The 19,764-nt window shown below is 62.1% G+C and carries 15 protein-coding genes, 2 pseudogenes and 2 riboswitches; of the genes and pseudogenes, 13 read left to right on the top strand and 4 right to left on the bottom strand.

Annotated elements, in window-relative coordinates:
- Nucleotides 1–11 precede the first annotated feature (11 nt).
- Complete coding sequence (locus tag RS887_RS23235; RefSeq protein ID WP_008015918.1) at nucleotides 12–203, bottom strand: CbtB domain-containing protein; 192 nt, start codon at nucleotides 201–203, stop codon at nucleotides 12–14.
- 120 nt (nucleotides 204–323) lie between these two features.
- A riboswitch (cobalamin riboswitch) is annotated at nucleotides 324–550 on the bottom strand.
- 195 nt (nucleotides 551–745) lie between these two features.
- A riboswitch (cobalamin riboswitch) is annotated at nucleotides 746–959 on the top strand.
- A 102-nt stretch (nucleotides 960–1,061) separates the two neighbouring features.
- Here RS887_RS23235 and cobW point away from each other — a divergent pair.
- From cobW to RS887_RS23215, 4 genes and pseudogenes are all read left to right on the top strand, one after another.
- Nucleotides 1,062–2,131 (top strand): annotated as a pseudogene (cobW, locus tag RS887_RS23230) (cobalamin biosynthesis protein CobW).
- Between the two features lie 3 nt (nucleotides 2,132–2,134).
- Nucleotides 2,135–5,984 (top strand): annotated as a pseudogene (gene cobN, locus RS887_RS23225) (cobaltochelatase subunit CobN).
- Nucleotides 5,985–6,134: 150 nt separating this feature from the next.
- Nucleotides 6,135–7,160 (top strand): ATP-binding protein, encoded by a 1,026-nt coding sequence (locus RS887_RS23220; protein WP_322617206.1) that lies wholly within the window; start codon nucleotides 6,135–6,137, stop codon nucleotides 7,158–7,160.
- A gap of 100 nt (nucleotides 7,161–7,260) precedes the next feature.
- Nucleotides 7,261–7,806, top strand: a complete 546-nt coding sequence (locus RS887_RS23215; protein ID WP_322617300.1) for a vWA domain-containing protein — start codon at nucleotides 7,261–7,263, stop codon at nucleotides 7,804–7,806.
- 124 nt (nucleotides 7,807–7,930) lie between these two features.
- Here the strand turns inward: RS887_RS23215 and RS887_RS23210 are convergent, their stop codons facing one another.
- Entirely contained in the window at nucleotides 7,931–9,175 is a 1,245-nt protein-coding gene (locus RS887_RS23210; RefSeq protein WP_322617205.1) for an NADH:flavin oxidoreductase/NADH oxidase family protein, read from the bottom strand.
- Between the two features lie 76 nt (nucleotides 9,176–9,251).
- Here RS887_RS23210 and RS887_RS23205 point away from each other — a divergent pair, with 76 nt between their 5' ends.
- From RS887_RS23205 to RS887_RS23165, 9 genes are all read left to right on the top strand, one after another.
- Nucleotides 9,252–9,656 carry a MerR family transcriptional regulator gene (locus tag RS887_RS23205; protein ID WP_322617204.1) on the top strand — a complete coding sequence of 135 codons (405 nt, stop codon included), beginning with the start codon at nucleotides 9,252–9,254 and terminating at the stop codon, nucleotides 9,654–9,656.
- Between the two features lie 266 nt (nucleotides 9,657–9,922).
- Nucleotides 9,923–10,771 carry a transporter substrate-binding domain-containing protein gene (locus tag RS887_RS23200; RefSeq protein WP_322617203.1) on the top strand — a complete coding sequence of 283 codons (849 nt, stop codon included), beginning with the start codon at nucleotides 9,923–9,925 and terminating at the stop codon, nucleotides 10,769–10,771.
- A 52-nt stretch (nucleotides 10,772–10,823) separates the two neighbouring features.
- The gene (locus RS887_RS23195; RefSeq protein ID WP_008015908.1) at nucleotides 10,824–11,486 is read left to right on the top strand and encodes an amino acid ABC transporter permease; all 663 of its coding nucleotides are present in this window, start codon (nucleotides 10,824–10,826) and stop codon (nucleotides 11,484–11,486) included.
- 9 nt (nucleotides 11,487–11,495) lie between these two features.
- Nucleotides 11,496–12,158, top strand: a complete 663-nt coding sequence (locus RS887_RS23190; RefSeq protein ID WP_322617202.1) for an amino acid ABC transporter permease — start codon at nucleotides 11,496–11,498, stop codon at nucleotides 12,156–12,158.
- The gene (locus tag RS887_RS23185; RefSeq protein WP_322617201.1) at nucleotides 12,155–12,949 is read left to right on the top strand and encodes an amino acid ABC transporter ATP-binding protein; all 795 of its coding nucleotides are present in this window, start codon (nucleotides 12,155–12,157) and stop codon (nucleotides 12,947–12,949) included. The genes RS887_RS23190 and RS887_RS23185 overlap by 4 nt, the downstream gene beginning before the upstream one ends.
- 29 nt (nucleotides 12,950–12,978) lie before the next feature.
- Entirely contained in the window at nucleotides 12,979–13,368 is a 390-nt protein-coding gene (locus RS887_RS23180; RefSeq protein ID WP_322617200.1) for a RidA family protein, read from the top strand.
- Between the two features lie 146 nt (nucleotides 13,369–13,514).
- A complete protein-coding gene (locus tag RS887_RS23175; RefSeq protein ID WP_322617199.1) occupies nucleotides 13,515–14,279 on the top strand; it encodes an IclR family transcriptional regulator in 765 nt (254 codons plus the stop codon).
- Between the two features lie 39 nt (nucleotides 14,280–14,318).
- A complete protein-coding gene (locus RS887_RS23170; protein WP_322617198.1) occupies nucleotides 14,319–15,536 on the top strand; it encodes an amino acid deaminase in 1,218 nt (405 codons plus the stop codon).
- Nucleotides 15,537–15,677: 141 nt separating this feature from the next.
- Nucleotides 15,678–16,610, top strand: coding sequence for a sugar kinase (locus tag RS887_RS23165; protein WP_322617197.1), 933 nt, complete (start codon nucleotides 15,678–15,680; stop codon nucleotides 16,608–16,610).
- Between the two features lie 140 nt (nucleotides 16,611–16,750).
- On the opposite strand, the gene RS887_RS23160 is transcribed toward RS887_RS23165, so the two are convergent.
- Together RS887_RS23160 and RS887_RS23155 are read right to left on the bottom strand one after the other, a co-directional pair.
- Nucleotides 16,751–17,026, bottom strand: coding sequence for a peptidylprolyl isomerase (locus tag RS887_RS23160; RefSeq protein ID WP_007898282.1), 276 nt, complete (start codon nucleotides 17,024–17,026; stop codon nucleotides 16,751–16,753).
- A 76-nt stretch (nucleotides 17,027–17,102) separates the two neighbouring features.
- Nucleotides 17,103–19,640: a PAS domain S-box protein gene (locus RS887_RS23155; RefSeq protein WP_322617196.1), complete on the bottom strand. Its 2,538-nt coding sequence runs from the start codon at nucleotides 19,638–19,640 to the stop codon at nucleotides 17,103–17,105.
- Nucleotides 19,641–19,764: the final 124 nt, after the last annotated feature.

Raw genomic sequence — 19,764 nt, 5'->3', positions numbered from 1 at the left:
ATTGGCAGGTCTCAATGGCACGGAAACGCGGAGCTGTGGCGGGTATCGTGGGCGGCGTTGTGCACCGCTTCGATGTGCGAGAAACCGGCGAAATACACCAGGCACGCGCCCAGGATCGACGCGCAGACGGCGGCGGTCAGGCGTTGAGTCAGGGTAGAAGTGGTGCTGGTTGTAGTGTGGCCGGCGCTGCTGATGATCGACATGGCGTTTCCCTCTGGTCTGTCAGCGGGGAATGAGAGCGCATGCAAAACCCCGCACGACCAGGCGCGCAGCGTTTCAAACAGCGCCCGCCCACCGCGGGTTTGTTGTTTCAGTGACCGTTCTGGTCACTTTGTGTTGCGGGCCGGTCTCCGGGCTCACGAGGGGCGCAGGCATCCGCCTGATCCAGCAAGCATCACCTTCCCATGCCGTGATGGCACAGTGGATCTGATGCTTCGCTCGCTTACCGTTGCGGGGGCAGCACCGGACTGACATGGCTTTAGAGTAAAGCACATGATTCACCGGTTTCCCGTTTCACCCTGTGAAGGGCACCCGTAACAAGGTGTGTAGGAGAGCATGGGCAGGGGTTGGGCGTCAATTGGCAAGGGTTCTCAACTGGAAACCGAGTCGCTTTCTTCGCGAGCAAGCCCGCTCCCACACTTGACCCTTTTTCCCTGAAAGGACTCGATCAAATGTGGGAGCGGGCTTGCTCGCGAAGGGCACACCGCAGAAGTCACGTGAACATTGACCCGCCCCAATACCATGCGTAGCCTTGCGCTTTCGAGGTTCTTCGGCGTTTGTCGAAGCTAAGAAGGGAACGCGGTCGATGCCGCGGCTGCCCCCGCAACTGTGAACGGTGATGTTCGTTGCCACGCCACTGCAGGCTCAATCCATGAGACCGGCGGGAAGGCGCAGCGAATGCCAGGCTCAAGGCCGGCACACCGTCAGCCAGGAGACCTGCCTCGACACAGATTCTCACTTTCAACCGGGCGGGGTGATCCGGTGGCGAACTCTTCAGGCAACCGCGTGCGCGTTGCCGGTCGTCGTCCCGTATGCCCGCCACCTAAGCCATAGGGCATCCGATGAAAACACTGGCCAAACTCCCCGTCACCATCGTTACCGGCTTTCTCGGCTCGGGTAAAACCACGCTGCTGCGGCACATGCTCGACAACGCCCAGGGTCGCCGCATCGCGGTGATCGTCAACGAATTCGGTGAATTGGGCATTGATGGCGAAATCCTCAAGCAGTGCTCGATCGGTTGCACCGAAGAAGAAGCCAGCGGCCGTGTCTATGAGCTGGCCAATGGCTGTCTGTGCTGCACCGTTCAGGAAGAATTCTTCCCGGTGATGCGCGAGCTGGTGGCCCGTCGCGGCGATCTCGACCACATCCTCATCGAAACCTCCGGCCTGGCCCTGCCAAAGCCGCTGGTGCAAGCCTTCCAGTGGCCGGAAATCCGCAGCGCCTGCACCGTTGACGCGGTCATCACCGTGGTCGACAGCCCGGCAGTGGCCGCCGGCACCTTCGCTGCGTTCCCGGACCAGGTCGACGCCCAGCGCAAACTCGACCCGAACCTGGACCACGAATCGCCACTGCACGAACTGTTCGCTGACCAACTGGCCAGTGCCGACCTGGTGATCCTCAACAAAACCGACCTGATTGCACCGGTAGACCTGACCCGCGTGCGCCTGGAAGTCGCCGAAGAGTTGCCGCCAGCGGTGAAAATCGTCGAAGCCAGCAGCGGTCGCCTGCCGCTGGACGTGCTGATCGGCCTCGGTGCCGGCTCCGAAGAGCACATCGACAGCCGCCACAGCCACCACGACCATCATCACGATGGCGACGACGATCATGATGACCACGATCACGACGCCTTCGATTCGATTTCCATCGAACTGCCGCAAGCCGACGAAAGCCTGCTGATGGACGCGCTGACCCAACTGGTGGTCCAGCACGGCATCCTGCGCGTCAAAGGTTTCGCCGCCGTTCCGAACAAGCCGATGCGCCTGCTGATCCAGGGCGTGGGCACGCGTTTCGACAAGCACTTCGACCGCCAGTGGGGGCTGAAGAAGCGCGCATCACCCGCCTGGTGCTGATCGGCCAGGAGCTGGACGCCACTGTTCTCGAAGCGCAACTGCGCGCCGCACTCAGCGTGTAAGCCATGCACCTGCTCAGGACCCAGCCCGGCGGTTTCGTGTCGGATGACAACATCGCCGACCTTGGACAAACCCCCGCCGAGCTGGTGGTCCTGTGCAGCGGCGACTCCAGCCTGGCGCTGCTCGCCGAAGCGGCGCAGCGGTTGCCCGACGATTACCCGAGCCTGCGCCTGGCCAACCCGATGCAGGTGCAGAACCATGCCTCGGTCGACTTGTACGTCGACGAAGTGCTGCGTCACGCCAAGGTGATCCTGATCTCACTGCACGGCGGCATCGCCTATTGGCGTTATGGCATCGAACGTCTGGTCGAGCTGTCGCAGCGTGGCGTGCAGGTCATTCTGGTACCGGGCGATGATCGCCCGGACCCGGAGCTCAGCGACCTGAGCACCGTCGGCGCCGAGGATCGCGACCGGCTCTGGCAGTTTCTGCGTCAGGGGTGGCATGGGCAACGCCCTGGATTTCTTCCGCTGTCTGGCCAATCGCTGGCTGGATCGCGACTACGCTTGGGCCGAACCGCAAGCCCTGCCGCGCACCGCGATTTACCACCCACAAAAAAGCCCCGCAGACCTGCGCGATTGGAAAGCTGACTGGCAACCCGATCAACCGGTGGCAGCGGTGCTGTTTTACCGCTCGCATTTGCAGGCGGCGAATACCGCTTTTATCGATATTTTTTGCCAACGTCTGCAAGCGGCGGGGTTGAACCCTTTGCCGATTGCCGTGGCCAGTCTGAAAGAGCCCGGCTGCCTGACGGTGGTCGAGGATTGGCTGGATGAAGTCGAAGCAGGGGTGATTTTGAACACCACCGGTTTCGCCCAATCCAGCCCCGAAGCGCCGCACCTGCGACCGTTTCGCCGCAACATCCCGGTGATCCAGGCGATTTGCGCCCAGGACAACGAACCCGGTTGGCGTGCCAGTGAACAGGGCCTCGGCCCGCGCGATCTGGCGATGCACATCGCGCTGCCGGAACTGGACGGGCGGATCATCAGCCGGCCCATCAGCTTCAAGGACCTGGCCTGGCGCAGCGAGCGCAGTCAGTCCGACGTGGTCTGCTACCGCCCGCAACCGGAGCGCATTTATTTCGTCGCCGAACTGGCGCGGCGCTGGATCGATCTGGCGCGGGTGCCGAATGCTGAAAAACGCATCGCCCTGATCCTCGCCAACTACCCGACCCGTGATGGTCGCATCGGCAATGGCGTCGGCCTAGACACACCCGCCGCGGCGCTGAACATCCTGCGTGCGCTGCATAAAGAAGGTTATCCGCTGCCCGGCGAACTGCCGGACAGCGGCACCGCACTGATCCAGCAATTGCTCGGCGGCGTCAGCAACGATCTGGACACCCTGGACCAGCGTCCATGCCAGCAAAGCCTGGCGATGGATGATTACCTGCTGATGTTCAATGCGCTACCCGAAGCCAACCGCCAGGCCGTGCTGGACCGTTGGGGCACGCCCGAAAACGATCCGATGTTCCGTGGCGGGCGAATGATGATCGCCGGGCTGCGTTTTGGACTGACCTTCGTTGGCATTCAACCGGCACGGGGTTATCAGGTCGACCCGAGCGCGGCGTACCACGACCCGGACCTGGTGCCGCCTCACGGCTACCTGGCGTTTTACTTCTGGCTACGCAACACCTATGGCGCCCACGGCGTGATCCACATCGGCAAACACGGCAACCTCGAATGGCTGCCGGGCAAGGGTGTCGGGCTCTCGGAAAACTGCTGGCCGGATGCACTGCTCGGGCCGCTGCCGAACATCTATCCGTTCATCGTCAACGACCCGGGCGAGGGCGCCCAGGCCAAACGTCGCACTCAGGCCGTGATCATCGATCACTTGATGCCGCCGCTGACCCGCGCCGAAACCTACGGTCCGCTGCGCAACCTCGAACTGCTGGCGGACGAATATTACGAAGCGCAGTTGCTCGATCCGCGCCGCGCCCGAGAGTTGCAACGCGACATCCTGCAACTGGTGCGCGACACGCATATCGACCGTGAACTGCAACTGGACGAACAACTCGACAGCGATGCCGACGCAGCGATCTGGTTGCCGCGACTCGACACTTACCTGTGCGACTTGAAAGAGTCGCAGATCCGTGACGGCCTGCATGTGTTCGGCGAATCGCCCGCCGGTCGTTTGCGTATCGACACCTTGCTGGCGTTGTTGCGCATTCCACGGGGCGATGGCCGGGGTGCGCAGTCGAGTCTGCTGCGGGCGCTGGCCAAGGCTTTCGAGCTGGGGTTCGATCCGCTCGATTGTGCTTTGGCCGAGCCGTGGACCGGGCCGCGCCCCGAACCACTTTTGCTTGTCAGCGACGAAACCTGGCGTACGGCGGGGGATACCCGCGAGCGCCTGGAACTGTTCGCCGCGCAGTTGATTTCGGACGCGTTGAATCGCCCCTGTGGGAGCGGGCTTGCTCGCGAATGCGGTGAATCAATCGATATAAATGTTGAAGGATCAACCGATTCGCGAGCAAGCCCGCTCCCACAAGGGGCCGGTTGGGCTGAGGTGCAGGCCATTCTCGACAGCCTGCGCGAAGTGGTCGCGCCAAGGCTGGACGCCTGCGGCCCGGCGGAAATGCGCGGTTTGCTCGATGCCCTGAACGGCCGTTTCGTTCCGGCCGGCCCCAGCGGTGCGCCGAGCCGCGGTCGTCTGGACGTGCTGCCCACCGGGCGCAACTTTTACTCGGTGGACGTGCGCAACCTGCCGACCACCACGGCGTGGCGCATCGGTTTCCAGTCGGCCAACCTGATTCTCGAACGGCACCTGCAAGACCACGGCGATCATTTGCGCCAGCTCGGCCTGTCGGTATGGGGCACCGCGACCATGCGCACCGGCGGCGATGACATCGCCCAGGCGATGGCGTTGATGGGGGTGCGTCCGGTCTGGGCGACCGGCAGTCAGCGGGTCGATGATTTCGAGATTCTGCCCCTGAGTTTGCTTGATCGTCCGCGGGTGGACGTGACCTTGCGTGTGTCCGGTTTCTTCCGTGATGCCTTCGCCAATCTGATTCGTTTGTTCGACGCGGCGGTGCAAGCGGTCGCCGACCTGGATGAGCCGAATGACCTCAACCCGTTGGCGGCCAAGGTGCGCGCCGAGCGTGCAGCCTTGTTGCAGACAGGGCTCGATGAGGAGGCTGCGCGACGTCAGGCCGGCTGGCGGATTTTCGGGGCCAAACCCGGTGCCTACGGCGCAGGCGTGCAGGGCGCCATCGACGGTCGGCTGTGGCAAACCCGCGAGGATCTGGCCGAGGTTTACCTCAACTGGGGTGGCTATGCTTACGGTGGTGCTGACGAAGGCACCGCTGCGCGTGAACAGTTCACCCAGCGTCTGAGCCAGGTACAGGCGGTGCTGCAAAACCAGGATAACCGCGAGCACGATCTGCTCGACTCCAACGATTACTACCAGTTCCAGGGCGGTATGCTTGCGGCGGTGGAAAGCCTGAAAGGCGAGGCGGCGGCCAGTTATCATGGCGATCACAGTCAGCCGGACCTGCCGAAGATTCGCACCCTGAAGGAAGAGCTGAACCGGGTCATCCGCTCCCGGGCCGCCAATCCGAAATGGCTCGAAGGCGTTAAACGTCACGGCTACAAAGGTGCGTTCGAAATGGCCGCGACAGTCGATAACCTGTTCGCCTTCGATGCCACCACACAGTTGATTGACGATCACCAGTACGCGTTGCTGGCCGATGCCTATTTGCTCGACCCGGACACCCGGGATTTTGTCCGCGAACACAATCCCCATGCCTTGCGCGACATGACTGAACGCATGCTCGAGGCTCAGCAACGCGGGATGTGGAAGGACCCGGGCGAGTACCGCGAGGCGCTGGAGAATTTGTTGCTGGATATAGAAGAAGACGGCTAATCACCGCAAACCCTGTGGGAGCGGGCTTGCCCGCGAAGGCGTCAACACAGTCGACATCGATTTCGACTGTCAGGCCGCCATCGCGAGCAAGCTCGCTCCCACAGGAATTGGGGCGCCTGTGAGATCACCGACCATGACCGAGATTCAACAATGACCGACACCCCGCATTTCCCGCTCTGCGCCGTGGTCGGCGCCGACGATTTGAAGCTGGCCCTGTACCTGACCGCCATCGACCCGAAAATCGGCGGTGTACTGATCGAAGGCCCGCGGGGCATGGCCAAGTCGACCCTGGCCCGCGGTCTGGCGGACCTGCTGGCCAGTGGTCAGTTCGTCACCTTGCCATTGGGTGCCACCGAGGAACGCCTGGTCGGTACCCTCGATCTCGACGTGGCGCTGGGCGAAGGTCGCGCGCAGTTTTCGCCCGGCGTACTGGCCAGGGCTGACGGCGGCGTGCTCTACGTCGACGAGGTCAATCTGTTGCCTGATCACCTGGTAGATCTGCTGCTCGATGTGGCCGCCAGCGGCACCAATCTGGTCGAGCGTGACGGCATTTCCCATCGGCACTCGGCGAAGTTTGTGCTGATTGGCACCATGAACCCGGAAGAGGGTGAGCTGCGCCCGCAATTACTCGATCGCTTCGGCCTGAACGTCGCCCTCAGTGGCAATACGGCGCCGGCCGAGCGCGGGCAGATCATCCGTCGGCGACTGGATTTCGACAGCGATCCGCAAGGTTTCTGCGTCGAATGGGAATCGGCGCAGGCGTCTCTGCGCGATCGTTGCCAGAACGCACGCAACGCACTGGCAAGCATTCCCCTCGACGACCAGGCACTGGCATGCATCACCGAACGCTGCTTTGCCGCCGGCGTCGATGGTTTGCGCGCCGATCTGGTCTGGCTGCGTGCCGCACGGGCTCATGCCGCCTGGCGCGGGGCAAACGCCATCGCCGAGGAAGATATCGACGCAGTCGCCGAGTTCGCCTTGCGCCATCGTCGTCGCGAGCATTCGCCACCTGCATCGCAACCTTTCCAAGCACCGCAGCAGCCATCCACCCAACATTCCAACCCGAGCGAAGGCCAGGGCCAATGGGGCGACATGCCCGCCCAGGTGCTGCCGGTCGGCGCACGTCGTGAAGTGCCGAGCTGGCCAAAAAGCCATAGGCATTCGCCCTCGCTCTGACGCGGGGGCGAATGCCAGACCCCGAGCCGGACGGCTGGACCACGGCAAACAGGGCAAGCGCCACGCAGCCCGCAGTGGCTCGGTCAACTGGCCTGGCACATTGCTCAATGGCCGGCCGCGTCAGCGCGACGATCTGTTGTTTCACCTGCGTACTCGCTCGCCCCATGAACTGTGGCTGGTGATCGTTGATGCCTCGGCATCGACCCGCCGTCATCAGGCATTGAGCGATGCCAAGGGCTTGTTGGCGCAGTTGTTCGACGATGCCTATCGCCAGCGTGCACGCCTGGCCCTGCTCACGGCCAGCGGTTCTGCCCCCAAGTGGCAGATGCAGGGATTGAAGGCGTCCACGGGACTGCGTCAGTGGCTCGATGGCCTTGGCGCGGGTGGCGGCACGCCGTTGCTGGCGGCATTGAGCGAAGCGGGGCGATGGCTTGCCGCACGGCAAAAGCGCTTTCCGGCAGAACAGCAGCGGTTGTTGTTGGTGACCGATGGCCGTCTTAAAGAGTGGCCGTCGTTGCCCGCGCTCGGTTGTCCTGGCTTGGTGATCGACATCGAACGTGGCCCGATTCGCCTCGGGCGCAGCAAGGTATTGGCTGCGCAACTGCAGTCCGAGTATCGACATATCGACGAACTGCTTCCGGGTTGAGTCTGTGGTGTTTTTGCTGGCCTCTTCGCGGGCAAGCCCGCTCCCACAGGAGTTTGGGTTGAAGCATGGATGTGTGGACGCCGCAGAACCCTGTGGGAGCGGGCTTGCCCGCGATAGCGGTGTATCAGGCGAGATCAATTCTGGATGACTTGCCCATCGCCTGCCGGTACTGCCGGGTACGCTTGCCGATGTACAGCTGGTCGAGAATCAACGCCCATAGCGCCGAGACTTCAGGGCGGGTTTTGCGCCCACGGCTCAAGCGATGCAGCTGGAATTTCACCACCGCCATGCTCGCCAGCGCCGCCAGGGGTTTGCGCTTCCAGCGGATCGCCGGCAGTTGCGGATGGCTGTCCTGGCCTTCGTGCCAGCGTTTGACCAATTGCGGCTCCACGGCCAGGGCGGTGCCGATGCCGGCCATGGCGAGGCCGCTGTCGAGGACCTGTTCGACGATTGCCAGTCGCCGGATCCCACCGGTCACCATCACCGGCATCCGCGCCACGCTGGCCAGCTCTCCTGCCATTTCCAGAAAGTACGCCTCCCGCGCCAGGGTCCGGCCGTCGCGCGCTTCGCCTTGCATGGCCGGTGCTTCGTAGCTGCCACCGGAAAGCTCCAGCAGGTCGATCGGTTGTTCGTTAAGCCACTGGATCACTTGCCGTGCATCGTCGGCATCGAACCCACCGCGCTGGAAATCCGCTGAGTTGAGCTTTACCGACACACAAAATTGCGGCGACACCATCTGACGAACGGCCTCGACGACGGACAACAGCAAGCGCGCACGATTCTCCAGCGAACCGCCCCAATGGTCGGTGCGCCGATTGGTGAGCGGCGACAGGAACTGGCTGATCAGATAGCCGTGGGCGGCGTGGATCTGCACACCGGTAAAACCGGCTTTCTCGGCCAGTGCGGCGCTGGTGGCGAAGCGTCGGATCACCTCCTGGATGTCGTCCTCGCTCATGGGCCTGGGTTCGGCGAACATCTTCGAAAACTGGCCGAGATCCAGTGCAACCGCCGACGGCGCCAGAGCTTGCTGACCAAGGTTGGCCATGGTCTGACGGCCAGGGTGGTTGAGCTGCATCCAGAAGTGCGCACCGCCAGCCCGGCCGACACTGGCCCATTGGCGAAAACGCTCCAGGTGGCGCTCGTCCTCCAGCGCTACACCACCGGGACCGGTCATGGCCCGGCGGTCGATCATCACATTGCCGGTCAGCAACAAGCCGGCCTCGCCCTCGGCCCAGGCCTGGTACAGGCGAAACAGCGCCTGGTCGGGCACCTGATCGGTGTTGGCAAGGTTCTCTTCCATCGCGGCTTTGGCAATGCGATTACCGATGGTCTGGCCGTTGGGCAAATTCAAAGATTGGAAGGGCGACATGCTTGACTCCTCATAGTGATGAGCAGAGGCTAAGCTTAAAGTTAACTTTAATGTCAAGCGGACAAATGAGAATCCTATGAAGATCGGCGAATTGGCACAGTTGAGCGGGTTGACCGCCTCGCGCATCCGTTTTTACGAGTCTCAGGAATTGATCCGGCAGGTCGAGCGTTCTGCCAACGGTTATCGGCGTTACTCGCAACAGGCGTTGCAAACCCTGCAAATCATCCAGTGTGCGCAACAAGCCGGTTTCAGCCTGGACGAACTCAAACAGTTACTGCCGGATAATGTGACGGGCACATTCAAGCACGGTGAGTTGATGGCCGGCCTGCATCGCAAGATCGAGCAGATTGAAGAGATGCAACGGCACCTGGCCCATAGCAAGGCGCAGCTGTTGGGCTGGATCGACACTATCCAGGCCCGGCCCGAAGGCATGAGCTGCGATGAAAATGCCGAGCGGGTGATGACTTCATTCAAGCACTAGGTCAGGTCGGATTACTCATCAGCGTACCGGCCCTCCACACGCCCGGTTGTGAAGCAGATACCCGCCCTTTGTAGCCAACGGTAGCGGTCGGGGTTCCGTGGGTTTGGTAACGTTTTATTTGTATTTACGCATCCCTCTGATTCAAAACAAATTTCAATCCCCCTCACATTCCCTCCACAGCCTGTGGCACACTTTCTGCTGTCTATTCCGTTGTTACATACCAAGTTCCGGTATAGCGGAATAAACATCATCCTGGAGTGCTTGCCATGCATCGCCGACCTTCGTTGTTCAAAGCGTGTGTTTTTCTTTTCGCGGCATCCGCCGCTGCCATGGGCGTGGCTCAGGCGGCGGACAGTAAGCTCGACAGCGTTCTGGCCCGCGGCAAACTGATTGTAGGCACCGGCAGCACCAATGCGCCGTGGCACTTCCAGGGCGCGGATGGCAAGTTGCAAGGCTTTGATATTGATATCGGGCGCATGGTGGCCAAGGGGTTGTTCAACGATCCGGGCAAAGTCGAGTTCGTGGTGCAGTCGTCTGACGCGCGTATCCCCAACCTGCTGACTGACAAAGTCGACATGAGTTGCCAGTTCATCACTGTGACGGCCAGCCGCGCCCAGCAAGTGGCGTTCACCCTGCCGTACTACCGCGAAGGCGTTGGCCTGTTGTTGCCGGCCAACAGCAAGTACAAGGAAATCGACGACATGCAAGCCGCCGGCGATGGCCTGACCGTGGCGGTGCTGCAAAACGTCTATGCCGAAGAACTGGTGCATCAGGCGCTGCCCAAGGCCAAGGTCGATCAGTACGACAGCGTGGACCTGATGTACCAGGCCGTGAACTCCGGTCGCGCCGACGCGGCGGCCACCGACCAGTCTTCGGTGAAGTACCTGATGGTGCAGAACCCTGGCCGTTATCGCAGCCCGGTTTACGCCTGGAGCCCGCAGACCTATGCGTGCGCGGTCAAGCGCGGCGATCAGGACTGGCTGAACTTCGTCAACACCACCCTGCATGAGGCCATGACCGGCGTTGAATTCCCGACTTACGCGGCGTCCTTCAAGCAGTGGTTCGGTGTCGATCTGCCGTCGCCAAAGATTGGTTTCCCCATCGAATTTCAATGATCCCGTGAGAGCGGGGCGGTTTTGAATCGCCCCGCTCAAGGTACTGCCGACCATGAACTATCAGTTGAACTTTGCCGCCGTCTGGCGCGATTTCGACACCTTGCTGGCGGGGCTCGGTCTGGGCCTGGAGCTGGCCCTGGTGTCGATCGCCATCGGCTGCGTGATCGGCCTGATGATGGCGTTTGCTTTGTTGTCGAAGCATCGCGCATTGCGGGTGCTGGCATCGGTGTATGTCACGGTGATCCGTAACACGCCGATCCTGGTGTTGATCCTTTTGATCTACTTTGCGTTACCGAGCCTGGGCATTCGTCTGGACAAGATCCCTTCCTTCATCATCACCCTGTCGCTGTATGCCGGGGCCTACCTGACCGAGGTGTTCCGCGGCGGATTGCTGAGCATTCCCAAGGGGCAGCGTGAAGCCGGCCTGGCCATTGGCCTCGGCGAATGGCAGGTCAAGGCCTACGTCACCGTGCCGGTGATGCTGCGCAATGTGTTGCCGGCGCTGTCGAACAACTTCATTTCGCTGTTCAAGGACACCTCGCTGGCGGCGGCGATTGCCGTACCGGAGCTGACCTATTACGCGCGCAAGATCAATGTCGAGAGTTACCGGGTGATTGAAACCTGGCTGGTGACCACGGCGCTCTATGTGGCGGCCTGTTACCTCATTGCCATGATGCTGCGTTACCTCGAGCAGCGTCTGGCGATTCGCCGATAGGAGGCCCCCATGTACGAATCCCCCAGTTGGTTGCATGAGTTGTGGGTGGCGCGCGAAGTGCTGTGGCAAGGCTTCTTGACCAGTGTCCAGGTGTCGGTGCTGGCGATTTTGCTCGGCACGCTGGTCGGCGTCTTCGCAGGACTGGTGCTGACCTATGGCAAGTTCTGGATGCGCGCGCCGTTTCGTTTTTACGTGGACGTGATTCGCGGCACGCCAGTGTTCGTGCTGGTGTTGGCGTGCTTCTACATGGCGCCGGCGCTGGGCTGGCAGATCGGTGCGTTCCAGGCCGGTGCGCTGGGTTTGACGCTGTTCTGCGGCTCCCACGTCGCCGAGATCGTGCGCGGTGCGTTGCAGGCCTTGCCGCGCGGGCAAATGGAAGCGAGCAAGGCCATCGGCCTGACGTTCTTCCAGGCCCTCGGGTATGTGCTGTTGCCCCAGGCGTTGCGGCAAATCCTGCCGACCTGGGTCAATTCGTCCACCGAGATCGTCAAGGCTTCGACCCTGTTGTCGGTGATCGGTGTGGCGGAGTTGCTGCTCAGTACCCAGCAGATCATCGCCCGGACCTTCATGACCCTGGAGTTTTACCTGTTCGCCGGTTTCCTGTTCTTCGTCATCAACTACGGCATCGAGTTACTCGGCCGGCACATTGAAAAGCGGGTGGCTTTGCCATGACTCAGACTCAATCCAATGCACAAAACGGCCAACCGCTGCTGGACATTCGCGGCCTGCACAAGCGCTACGACCAACTCGAAGTGCTCAAGGGTGTCGACCTGACCCTGCAGCGCGGCAACGTGGTGACGCTGATCGGTTCCAGCGGCTCGGGCAAGACCACGCTGCTGCGCTGTGTGAACATGCTTGAAGAATTCCAGGGCGGGCAGATCCTGCTTGACGGCGAATCCATCGGTTATGACGAGGTCAACGGCAAACGCATTCGCCACCCGGAAAAAGTCATTGCCCGTCATCGCGCCATGACCGGCATGGCGTTCCAGCAGTTCAACCTGTTTCCGCACCTGACGGCATTGCAGAACGTCACCCTGGGCCTGCTCAAGGTCAAGAAGCTGCACAAGGACGAAGCCGTGGCCCTGGCCGAGAAATGGCTGGAACGTGTCGGCCTGCTGGAACGGCGTGATCACTTTCCCGGTCAGTTGTCTGGCGGCCAGCAGCAGCGCGTGGCGATAGCCCGGGCCATTGCGATGAACCCGAGCCTGATGCTGTTCGACGAGGTGACCTCGGCGCTGGACCCGGAACTGGTCGGCGAAGTGCTCAGCGTGATCAAGGGCCTGGCCGAAGACGGCATGACCATGTTGCTGGTGACCCACGAAATGCGCTTCGCCTTTGAGGTGTCGGACAAGATCGTCTTCATGAATCAGGGGCGTATCGAGGAGCAGGGGCCACCCAAGGACCTGTTCGAACGCCCGCAATCGCCACGACTGGCGGAATTCCTCAAAAGCACACGTTTTTGATCCTTTGATTTCAATCAGGAGAAACACCCATGAGCATTACTCGTTACGGCACCGGCAGCACCGCCGCTGGCGGTGCGCCTCGCCCTTTCGCCCGAGCCGTGGAAGCCGATGGCTGGCTGCACGTTTCCGGGCAGGTGCCGGCGGTGGATGGCGAGATCATTGTTGGCGGCATCGTCGAACAGACCCACCAGACCATGAAGAACCTGATCGCGATTCTCGAAGAGGCGGGCTTTAGCCTGGAAGATGTGGTGCGTGCCGGGGTATGGCTGGAGGACCCGCGGGATTTCACGAGTTTCAACAAGGTCTTCTCCGAGTACTTCAAACCTGAACATGCACCGGCCCGGGCCTGTGTGCGGGCGAACATGATGGTCGACTGCAAGGTCGAGATCGACTGTATTGCGTACAAGAAAAAGGCTTGAGATTTGTGGTGAATTCTTCGCGAGCAAGCCCGCTCCCACAGGGGAACGCATTCCAATGTGGGAGCGGGCTTGCTCGCGAAGGCGGCCTTACGGTCGCCACCAGACTCTGCGGTAAACTCCCGGCACTTTGAATGGGAACCACTGAAATGACCGAAGACACCATCAAACGCCGGGCACGCGGCCTGGACCGGGCGTTCGATATCCTCGATTTCCTCAAGGAGATTGGCCAGCCGCTGCGCCCAAACGACATCGCCAACGGCATCGGCAGCCCCAAATCCACGGTCTACGAATTGGTCGCCTCGCTGCTGGAACGGCGGATCCTGGAGCCGGTGGGCAAGGACGGTCATGTCTACCTCGGTCGTCAGTTGTACTTTCTCGGCCAGGCGCATTTGCGTCATTTCGACCTCACCCGCGAGGCCGATCACGCCTTGCAGGAAATCGTCAGCCAGACCCGCGAAACGGCGCAGATGTGCCTGCTCAACGGGCGCAAATACACCGTTGCGCTGATGAAGGAGGGGGAGCGGCATTTCCGCATTTCCTCGGACATCGGCGAAAACGCGCCCATCCCCTGGACCGCATCCGGACGCCTGTTGCTGGCGCACTTGAGCGACCAGGAAATCGTCGACCTGATCGACCACGACGACTTCATCCTGCCCGATGGCGAGCGTCTGCCGCTTGAGCAGTTCCTCAAGGAAATCCGTCAGGCCGGTATCGATGGTTTCTTTTCTTTCGATAGCGTCGCCGACACCTTTACCCATTGCTTCGCCGCGCCGGTCAAAGACCCCAGTGGCGTGGCCATCGCGACCCTGTGTATCGTCGCCCCACGGGCCGATGCCAAGAACAATTACAACGACTACCGCCGGGTGCTGATCGAAAGCGCCAACAGCCTGGCCCGTCGCATCAACGAATAACAGCGGCTGCCTGCGGCCGCGTGAACGAGGAGTTCGACCATGTCTTCTGCCCCCAATACTGCCAATGTGGATAAAGGCACAGCCCCGATCGGTGCCAGCCTGGTGCGTGACGTCAGCCTGCCCGCGCTGGTACTGCACCGCGAGGCGCTGGAGCACAACATCCGCTGGATGCAGGCGTTCGTCAGCAACAGCGGTGCGGTGCTGGCGCCCCATGGCAAGACCAGCATGACCCCGGCATTGTTCCGTCGCCAACTGGACGCCGGTGCCTGGGGCATCACCCTGGCCAGTGCCACACAAACCCGTGCGGCCTACGCCCATGGCGTGCGCCGTGTGCTGATGGCCAACCAGTTGGTCGGCACGCCGAACATGGCGCTGATCGCCGACCTGTTGGCCGATCCGGCGTTCGATTTCTATTGCATGGTCGACCACCCGGACAACGTCGCCGACCTCGGCGCTTATTTTGCCTCCCGCGGCGTGCGCCTGAACGTCATGATCGAATACGGCGTGGTGGGTGGTCGATGCGGTTGCCGCAGTGAACAGGAGGTGCTTGATCTGGCCAAGGCCATCGCCGCGCAACCGGCCCTGGCCCTGACCGGGATCGAAGGCTACGAAGGTGTGATCCATGGCGATCACGCCGTGACCGGTATTCGCGATTTCGCCGCGTCACTGGTGCGTCTGGCGGTGCAGTTGCAGGACAGCGGCGCGTTCGCCATTGCCAAGCCGATCATTACGGCGTCCGGTTCGGCCTGGTATGACCTGATTGCCGAGTCCTTCGAAGCGCAGAACGCCGCTGGACGTTTCCTCAGCGTGTTGCGTCCCGGAAGCTATGTGGCTCACGACCATGGCATCTACAAGGAAGCGCAGTGCTGCGTGCTCGACCGGCGCAGCGACCTGCACGAAGGCCTGCGCCCGGCGCTGGAAGTGTGGGCGCACGTGCAGTCGTTGCCGGAGCCAGGGTTTGCGGTGATTGCCCTGGGTAAACGCGACGTGGCCTACGACGCCGGATTGCCGGTGCCGTTGCTGCGTTACAAGGCGGGTGTGGTACCCGCCAGTGGCGATGATGTGAGTGCCTGCAAAGTCACCGCTGTGATGGACCAGCATGCGTTCATGACCGTGGCGCCAGGGGTTGATCTGCGGGTGGGCGACATCATTTCGTTCGGCACTTCGCACCCGTGCCTGACGTTCGACAAGTGGCGCATCGGCTGTCTGGTGGATGAGCAGCTGAACGTCATCGAGACCATGGAAACCTGTTTCTAATAGGTTTCGAGACCGCGGCGCGGCCATCGCGGGCAAGCCCGCTCCCACAAGGTTCTTCAGTGTTCACAAAACCTGTGGGAGCGGGCTTGCCCGCGATGAGGACCGCCCAGACAACACAGCAACACCAGAGAACCCACATCAATGAACACCATCAACACCCTGGGCCCCAACGCTCCGCGCATCGCCCTGATCGGCGAATGCATGATCGAGTTGCAGCATCGCGCCGACGGCAGCCTGCAACAGAGCTTCGGCGGCGACACCTTGAACACGGCGGTGTACCTGTCCCGGGAACTGGGGGCGAGCGGCACCGTGGACTACGTCACCGCCCTGGGCGATGACAGTTTCAGCGATGCGATGTGCCAGAGTTGGGCCGCGGAAAACATCGGTCTGGGCATGGTTCAGCGTCTGCCGGGGCGACTTCCGGGTTTGTATTGCATCCAGACCGACGCTGCTGGCGAGCGACGCTTTCTGTACTGGCGCAACGAAGCGGCGGTCCGCGATTGCTTCACGACGCCGGCCGCCGAGCCGATCCTGGCGGCGCTGCCGGATTACGACGTGCTGTACTTCAGCGGCATCACCCTGGCGGTACTCGGCGAGCAAGGCCGGGAAAAACTGCTGGAAACCCTGATCGAGGCCCGCCAGCGTGATGCGCGAATTGTGTTCGACAACAACTACCGGCCACGGCTGTGGGCCTCGGTCGAGGACGCTCGGGCGGCGTATCGCCGTGTGCTGGCGTATGTCGACCTGGCGTTGCTGACAGTGGATGACGAACAGGCGTTGTTCGGTTATGCCGATTGTGACGCGGTGTTTGCCGCGTATGAGCAGATCGGAACGCCGGAGGTGGTGCTCAAGCGCGGTGCTCAAGCGTGCCTGATTCGTTGCACGGGCGAGTCGTTCGAGGTGCCGGCGCAGAAGGTCGAGCGGGTGGTGGACACCACCGCGGCGGGGGATTCGTTCAGTGCGGCGTATCTGGCCTCGCGGCTCAAGGGTGGTAGCCCTTCGCAAGCTGCCGAGGCTGGGCATCGGCTGGCGAGCCGGGTGATTCAGGTGCCGGGGGCGCTGATCCCAAGGTAAGCGGTGAATGGCCGCTGGCTGCGCCATCGGATCGCTGGCAAGCCAGCTCCCACAGGGATTGCAAGTTGCCATAGATTGCAGCCATGGCACTGGTCCTGTGGGAGCTGGCTTGCCAGCGATTAGGCCCAGAGGCCAACCCTTCAATCCCGGTAGAACACCTGCACCAGGTGATACCCGAATTTGCTCTTGATCGGCCCATGGACCACCCGCAGCGGTTTCTTGAAGATCACCGCGTCGATCACGCCGACCATCTGCCCCGGCCGTACTTCGCCGAGGTCACCGCCGCGCTTGCCCGATGGGCAGGTCGAATACTTCTTGGCCAGCACATCAAACGCTTCACCCTTGGCGATGCGTTGTTTGAGCTGCTCGGCTTCTTCCGAGGTTTTCACCAGAATATGGCGGGCTTGAGCTTTCATGGGCGGTACCTTGCAACGGTGGTGGCTATGTGGGTGGCTAGTGGGTGGCAGTGGGGGCGCGCGATTATGCCTCAACTCAGTCCGGTTGACCGATCATCGTGCGAATCTTGTTGGCCAGCAGGTCGATGGAAAAGGGTTTGCTCACCATGTCCATGCCTTCTTCGAGGAAACCCTGGCGCTCGGCGGCGATCTCCGCGTAACCGGTCATGAACAGCACTTTCAGTCCGGGACGATGCTGGCGGGCGATTTCTGCCAGTTGTCGGCCGTTCATGCCCGGCAACCCCACGTCGGTCACCAGCAAGTCCACCCGCAGGTCCGACTCCAGTACCGGCAGGGCGCCCCTGGCATCTTCGGCTTCATGGGCGCGATAACCGAGCTCATTGAGCAGGTCCAGCACCAGCATGCGCACCGCCGCATCGTCCTCGACCAGCATCACGGTTTCGCCGGCAATCGCCGCCGGTGCCTCGCCGACGACGGGTGACAGGACCTTGTCCGGCTCGGTCGAGTGCAGGCGCGGCAGGTACACGCGTACGCTGGTGCCCCGGCCGGGGAGGCTGAACAGACTGACGTGGCCTCCCGATTGCTGGGCGAAACCGTAGATCATCGACAAACCCAAACCGGTGCCCTGGCCGATGGGTTTGGTGGTGAAGAACGGATCGAATGCCTTGGCCAGTACCGTGGGCGTCATGCCGGTGCCGTTGTCGCTGACGGCAATCATCACGTAGTCGCCGGCCTTGACCGGCTCCAGGGTCGTGAGGTCACTGCCGTCGAGGTACAGGTTGGCTGTTTCGATCTGCAGTTCGCCGCCCTCGGGCATGGCGTCCCGGGCGTTGATCACCAGGTTGAGCAAGGCGTTTTCCAGTTGGCTGACATCGGTGCTGACCCGCCAGATGTTCTCGGCCAGCTGCAGTTTGAGTTCGATGTGGTCGCCTGTGGTGCGACTGAGCAGGTCTGCGAGTGAATGAATCAACTCGTTGGGGTTCAGCGGCTTGCGGTTGAGCGACTGACGCCGGGAGAACGCCAGCAAGCGATGGGTGAGGGCGGCGGCACGGTTGGCCGAGGACACGGCCGCCTCGGTGAATCGGCCGATCTCGCTGGCACGTCCGTCGGCGATATAGCGTTGCATCAGGTCGAGGCTGCCAATGATGCCGGTGAGCATGTTGTTGAAGTCATGGGCGATGCCGCCGGTAAGCTGGCCGACCGCTTCCATTTTCTGGGCATGGCGCAAGGCGTCTTCGGCCCGCTCACGCTCGAACATCTCGTTTTGCAAGCGCTCGTTGGCCTCGGCCAGTTGCCGGGTGCGGGCGGCAACCCGTTCCTCAAGGGTTTCGTTCAGGATGCGCAGGGCCTCTTCGGTCTTTTTGCGTTCGGTTTCGTCGATCACGAAGATGTAGAAGCCGTTCACCGCGCCGTCCGCACCGTGGCGTGGCAGGTAATTCATCAAGGCCTGGCGGATGCTGCCGTCGCGGTGTGGCGTACTGATGCTGAAACAGCAGGGCCGGCCGGACAGCGCCTCGGTGATGTACGGGGCGCGCAGCGCATAGGCTTCTTCGCCGAGCACTTCAAGAATGGTTCGCCCGTAAAGCTCTTGCGGCGTCAGCCCGTACCAGTCGAGGTACGCCGCGTTGTTCAGGCGAAAGCGTTCTTCGCGGTCGACGTAGCTGATCAGGATTGGCATGGCGTTGATGATCAGTTGCAGCTCGGTCTGGCTTTGGCGCAGGGCCTGTTCGGTGTGTTTGCGTTCGGTCAGGTCCAGGGCGGCGCCGAGGAAACGCGTCGGCCGGCCATGGTGGTCCTTGTAACAGCGACCGCGGGCAAACACCCAGCGCAGCTGGCCGTCGGTTTGCAGCAGACGATACTCTTCGGCGTATTCAGTGCCGTGGGTGATGCAATGCTTGATGCTGCGGGCGATCAGGGCACGGTCTTGCGGGTGAACGCCGTGCAGGTACTCACTGATCGGTAACTGGTTGGCCATGGCCGGGTCGATGCCGTGCAACTGGGCGAAATGCGCATCGGCGATGAAACGGTCCTCGCTGATGTCCCAGTCCCAGGTGCCGACCGCATCGGTGGCGGCGAGGGCCAGCTGCAGGCGCTCCTCGGTTTCACGCTGGGCCTTGAGGCTGGCCGCCGAGCGCTGTTCGAGCTCGAGGGCGATGCGCCGGCGTTCGTTGGTTTCGATGGCGGTGACCAGAATCCCGGCCACCTCGGCACTTTCGTCGCGGATCGGGCTGTAGGTCAGGTCGAGCCAGAAGTCTGACTCCCGACCGTCACGTTGCAGGGTAAAGCGCTGCTCGCTGTAGGTTCGCACCTGACCTTGCAGGACGGCGCTGTATATCGGGTCGGTAAAGTCTTTCAACTCGGGCCAGATCAGGTGTGCCGGTTGTCCGAAAGCGTGTGGATGTTTGCTTCCGGCGAGCAGGGCGAAGCCGTCGTTGTAGATCTGCGTCAGTTGCGGGCCCCATAGCAGCAGCATCGGCATCGGTGAGTGAATGACGATGTCCACGGCGGTTCGCAGGCTCTGTGGCCAGGTGCTGGCAGCGCCCAGCGGACTGTTTGCCCAGTCGAGCCGGGCTATCAGGGCCTGGGCATCACTGCCGGTCGGTATTGCGTTCATCAAGGTGTCCTGCGCCTGAGTCGCTTTATCTGGCGTCTATTCTTGCACAGGTGACAGGCTCAGGTTGATTTGCAGGCTTGAGTGGCTCCGCGAGACACGACCCTGTGGGAAAAGGGGGCATTGG

The sequence above is a fragment of the Pseudomonas sp. BIC9C genome (assembly GCF_034541995.1).
Classification (GTDB): domain Bacteria; phylum Pseudomonadota; class Gammaproteobacteria; order Pseudomonadales; family Pseudomonadaceae; genus Aquipseudomonas; species Aquipseudomonas fluorescens_CC.
This window is presented reverse-complemented; position numbering and strand designations above follow the sequence as displayed.

What these genes read in the sequence shown, in the direction of transcription:
- RS887_RS23235 (WP_008015918.1), bottom strand. Translation starts at nt 203, where the DNA reads ATGTCGATCATCAGCAGCGCCGGCCACACTACAACCAGCACCACTTCT.
- RS887_RS23220 (WP_322617206.1), top strand. Translation starts at nt 6,135, where the DNA reads ATGACCGACACCCCGCATTTCCCGCTCTGCGCCGTGGTCGGCGCCGAC.
- RS887_RS23210 (WP_322617205.1), bottom strand. Translation starts at nt 9,175, where the DNA reads ATGTCGCCCTTCCAATCTTTGAATTTGCCCAACGGCCAGACCATCGGT.
- RS887_RS23205 (WP_322617204.1), top strand. Translation starts at nt 9,252, where the DNA reads ATGAAGATCGGCGAATTGGCACAGTTGAGCGGGTTGACCGCCTCGCGC.
- RS887_RS23200 (WP_322617203.1), top strand. Translation starts at nt 9,923, where the DNA reads ATGCATCGCCGACCTTCGTTGTTCAAAGCGTGTGTTTTTCTTTTCGCG.
- RS887_RS23195 (WP_008015908.1), top strand. Translation starts at nt 10,824, where the DNA reads ATGAACTATCAGTTGAACTTTGCCGCCGTCTGGCGCGATTTCGACACC.
- RS887_RS23190 (WP_322617202.1), top strand. Translation starts at nt 11,496, where the DNA reads ATGTACGAATCCCCCAGTTGGTTGCATGAGTTGTGGGTGGCGCGCGAA.
- RS887_RS23185 (WP_322617201.1), top strand. Translation starts at nt 12,155, where the DNA reads ATGACTCAGACTCAATCCAATGCACAAAACGGCCAACCGCTGCTGGAC.
- RS887_RS23180 (WP_322617200.1), top strand. Translation starts at nt 12,979, where the DNA reads ATGAGCATTACTCGTTACGGCACCGGCAGCACCGCCGCTGGCGGTGCG.
- RS887_RS23175 (WP_322617199.1), top strand. Translation starts at nt 13,515, where the DNA reads ATGACCGAAGACACCATCAAACGCCGGGCACGCGGCCTGGACCGGGCG.
- RS887_RS23170 (WP_322617198.1), top strand. Translation starts at nt 14,319, where the DNA reads ATGTCTTCTGCCCCCAATACTGCCAATGTGGATAAAGGCACAGCCCCG.
- RS887_RS23165 (WP_322617197.1), top strand. Translation starts at nt 15,678, where the DNA reads ATGAACACCATCAACACCCTGGGCCCCAACGCTCCGCGCATCGCCCTG.
- RS887_RS23160 (WP_007898282.1), bottom strand. Translation starts at nt 17,026, where the DNA reads ATGAAAGCTCAAGCCCGCCATATTCTGGTGAAAACCTCGGAAGAAGCC.
- RS887_RS23155 (WP_322617196.1), bottom strand. Translation starts at nt 19,640, where the DNA reads ATGAACGCAATACCGACCGGCAGTGATGCCCAGGCCCTGATAGCCCGG.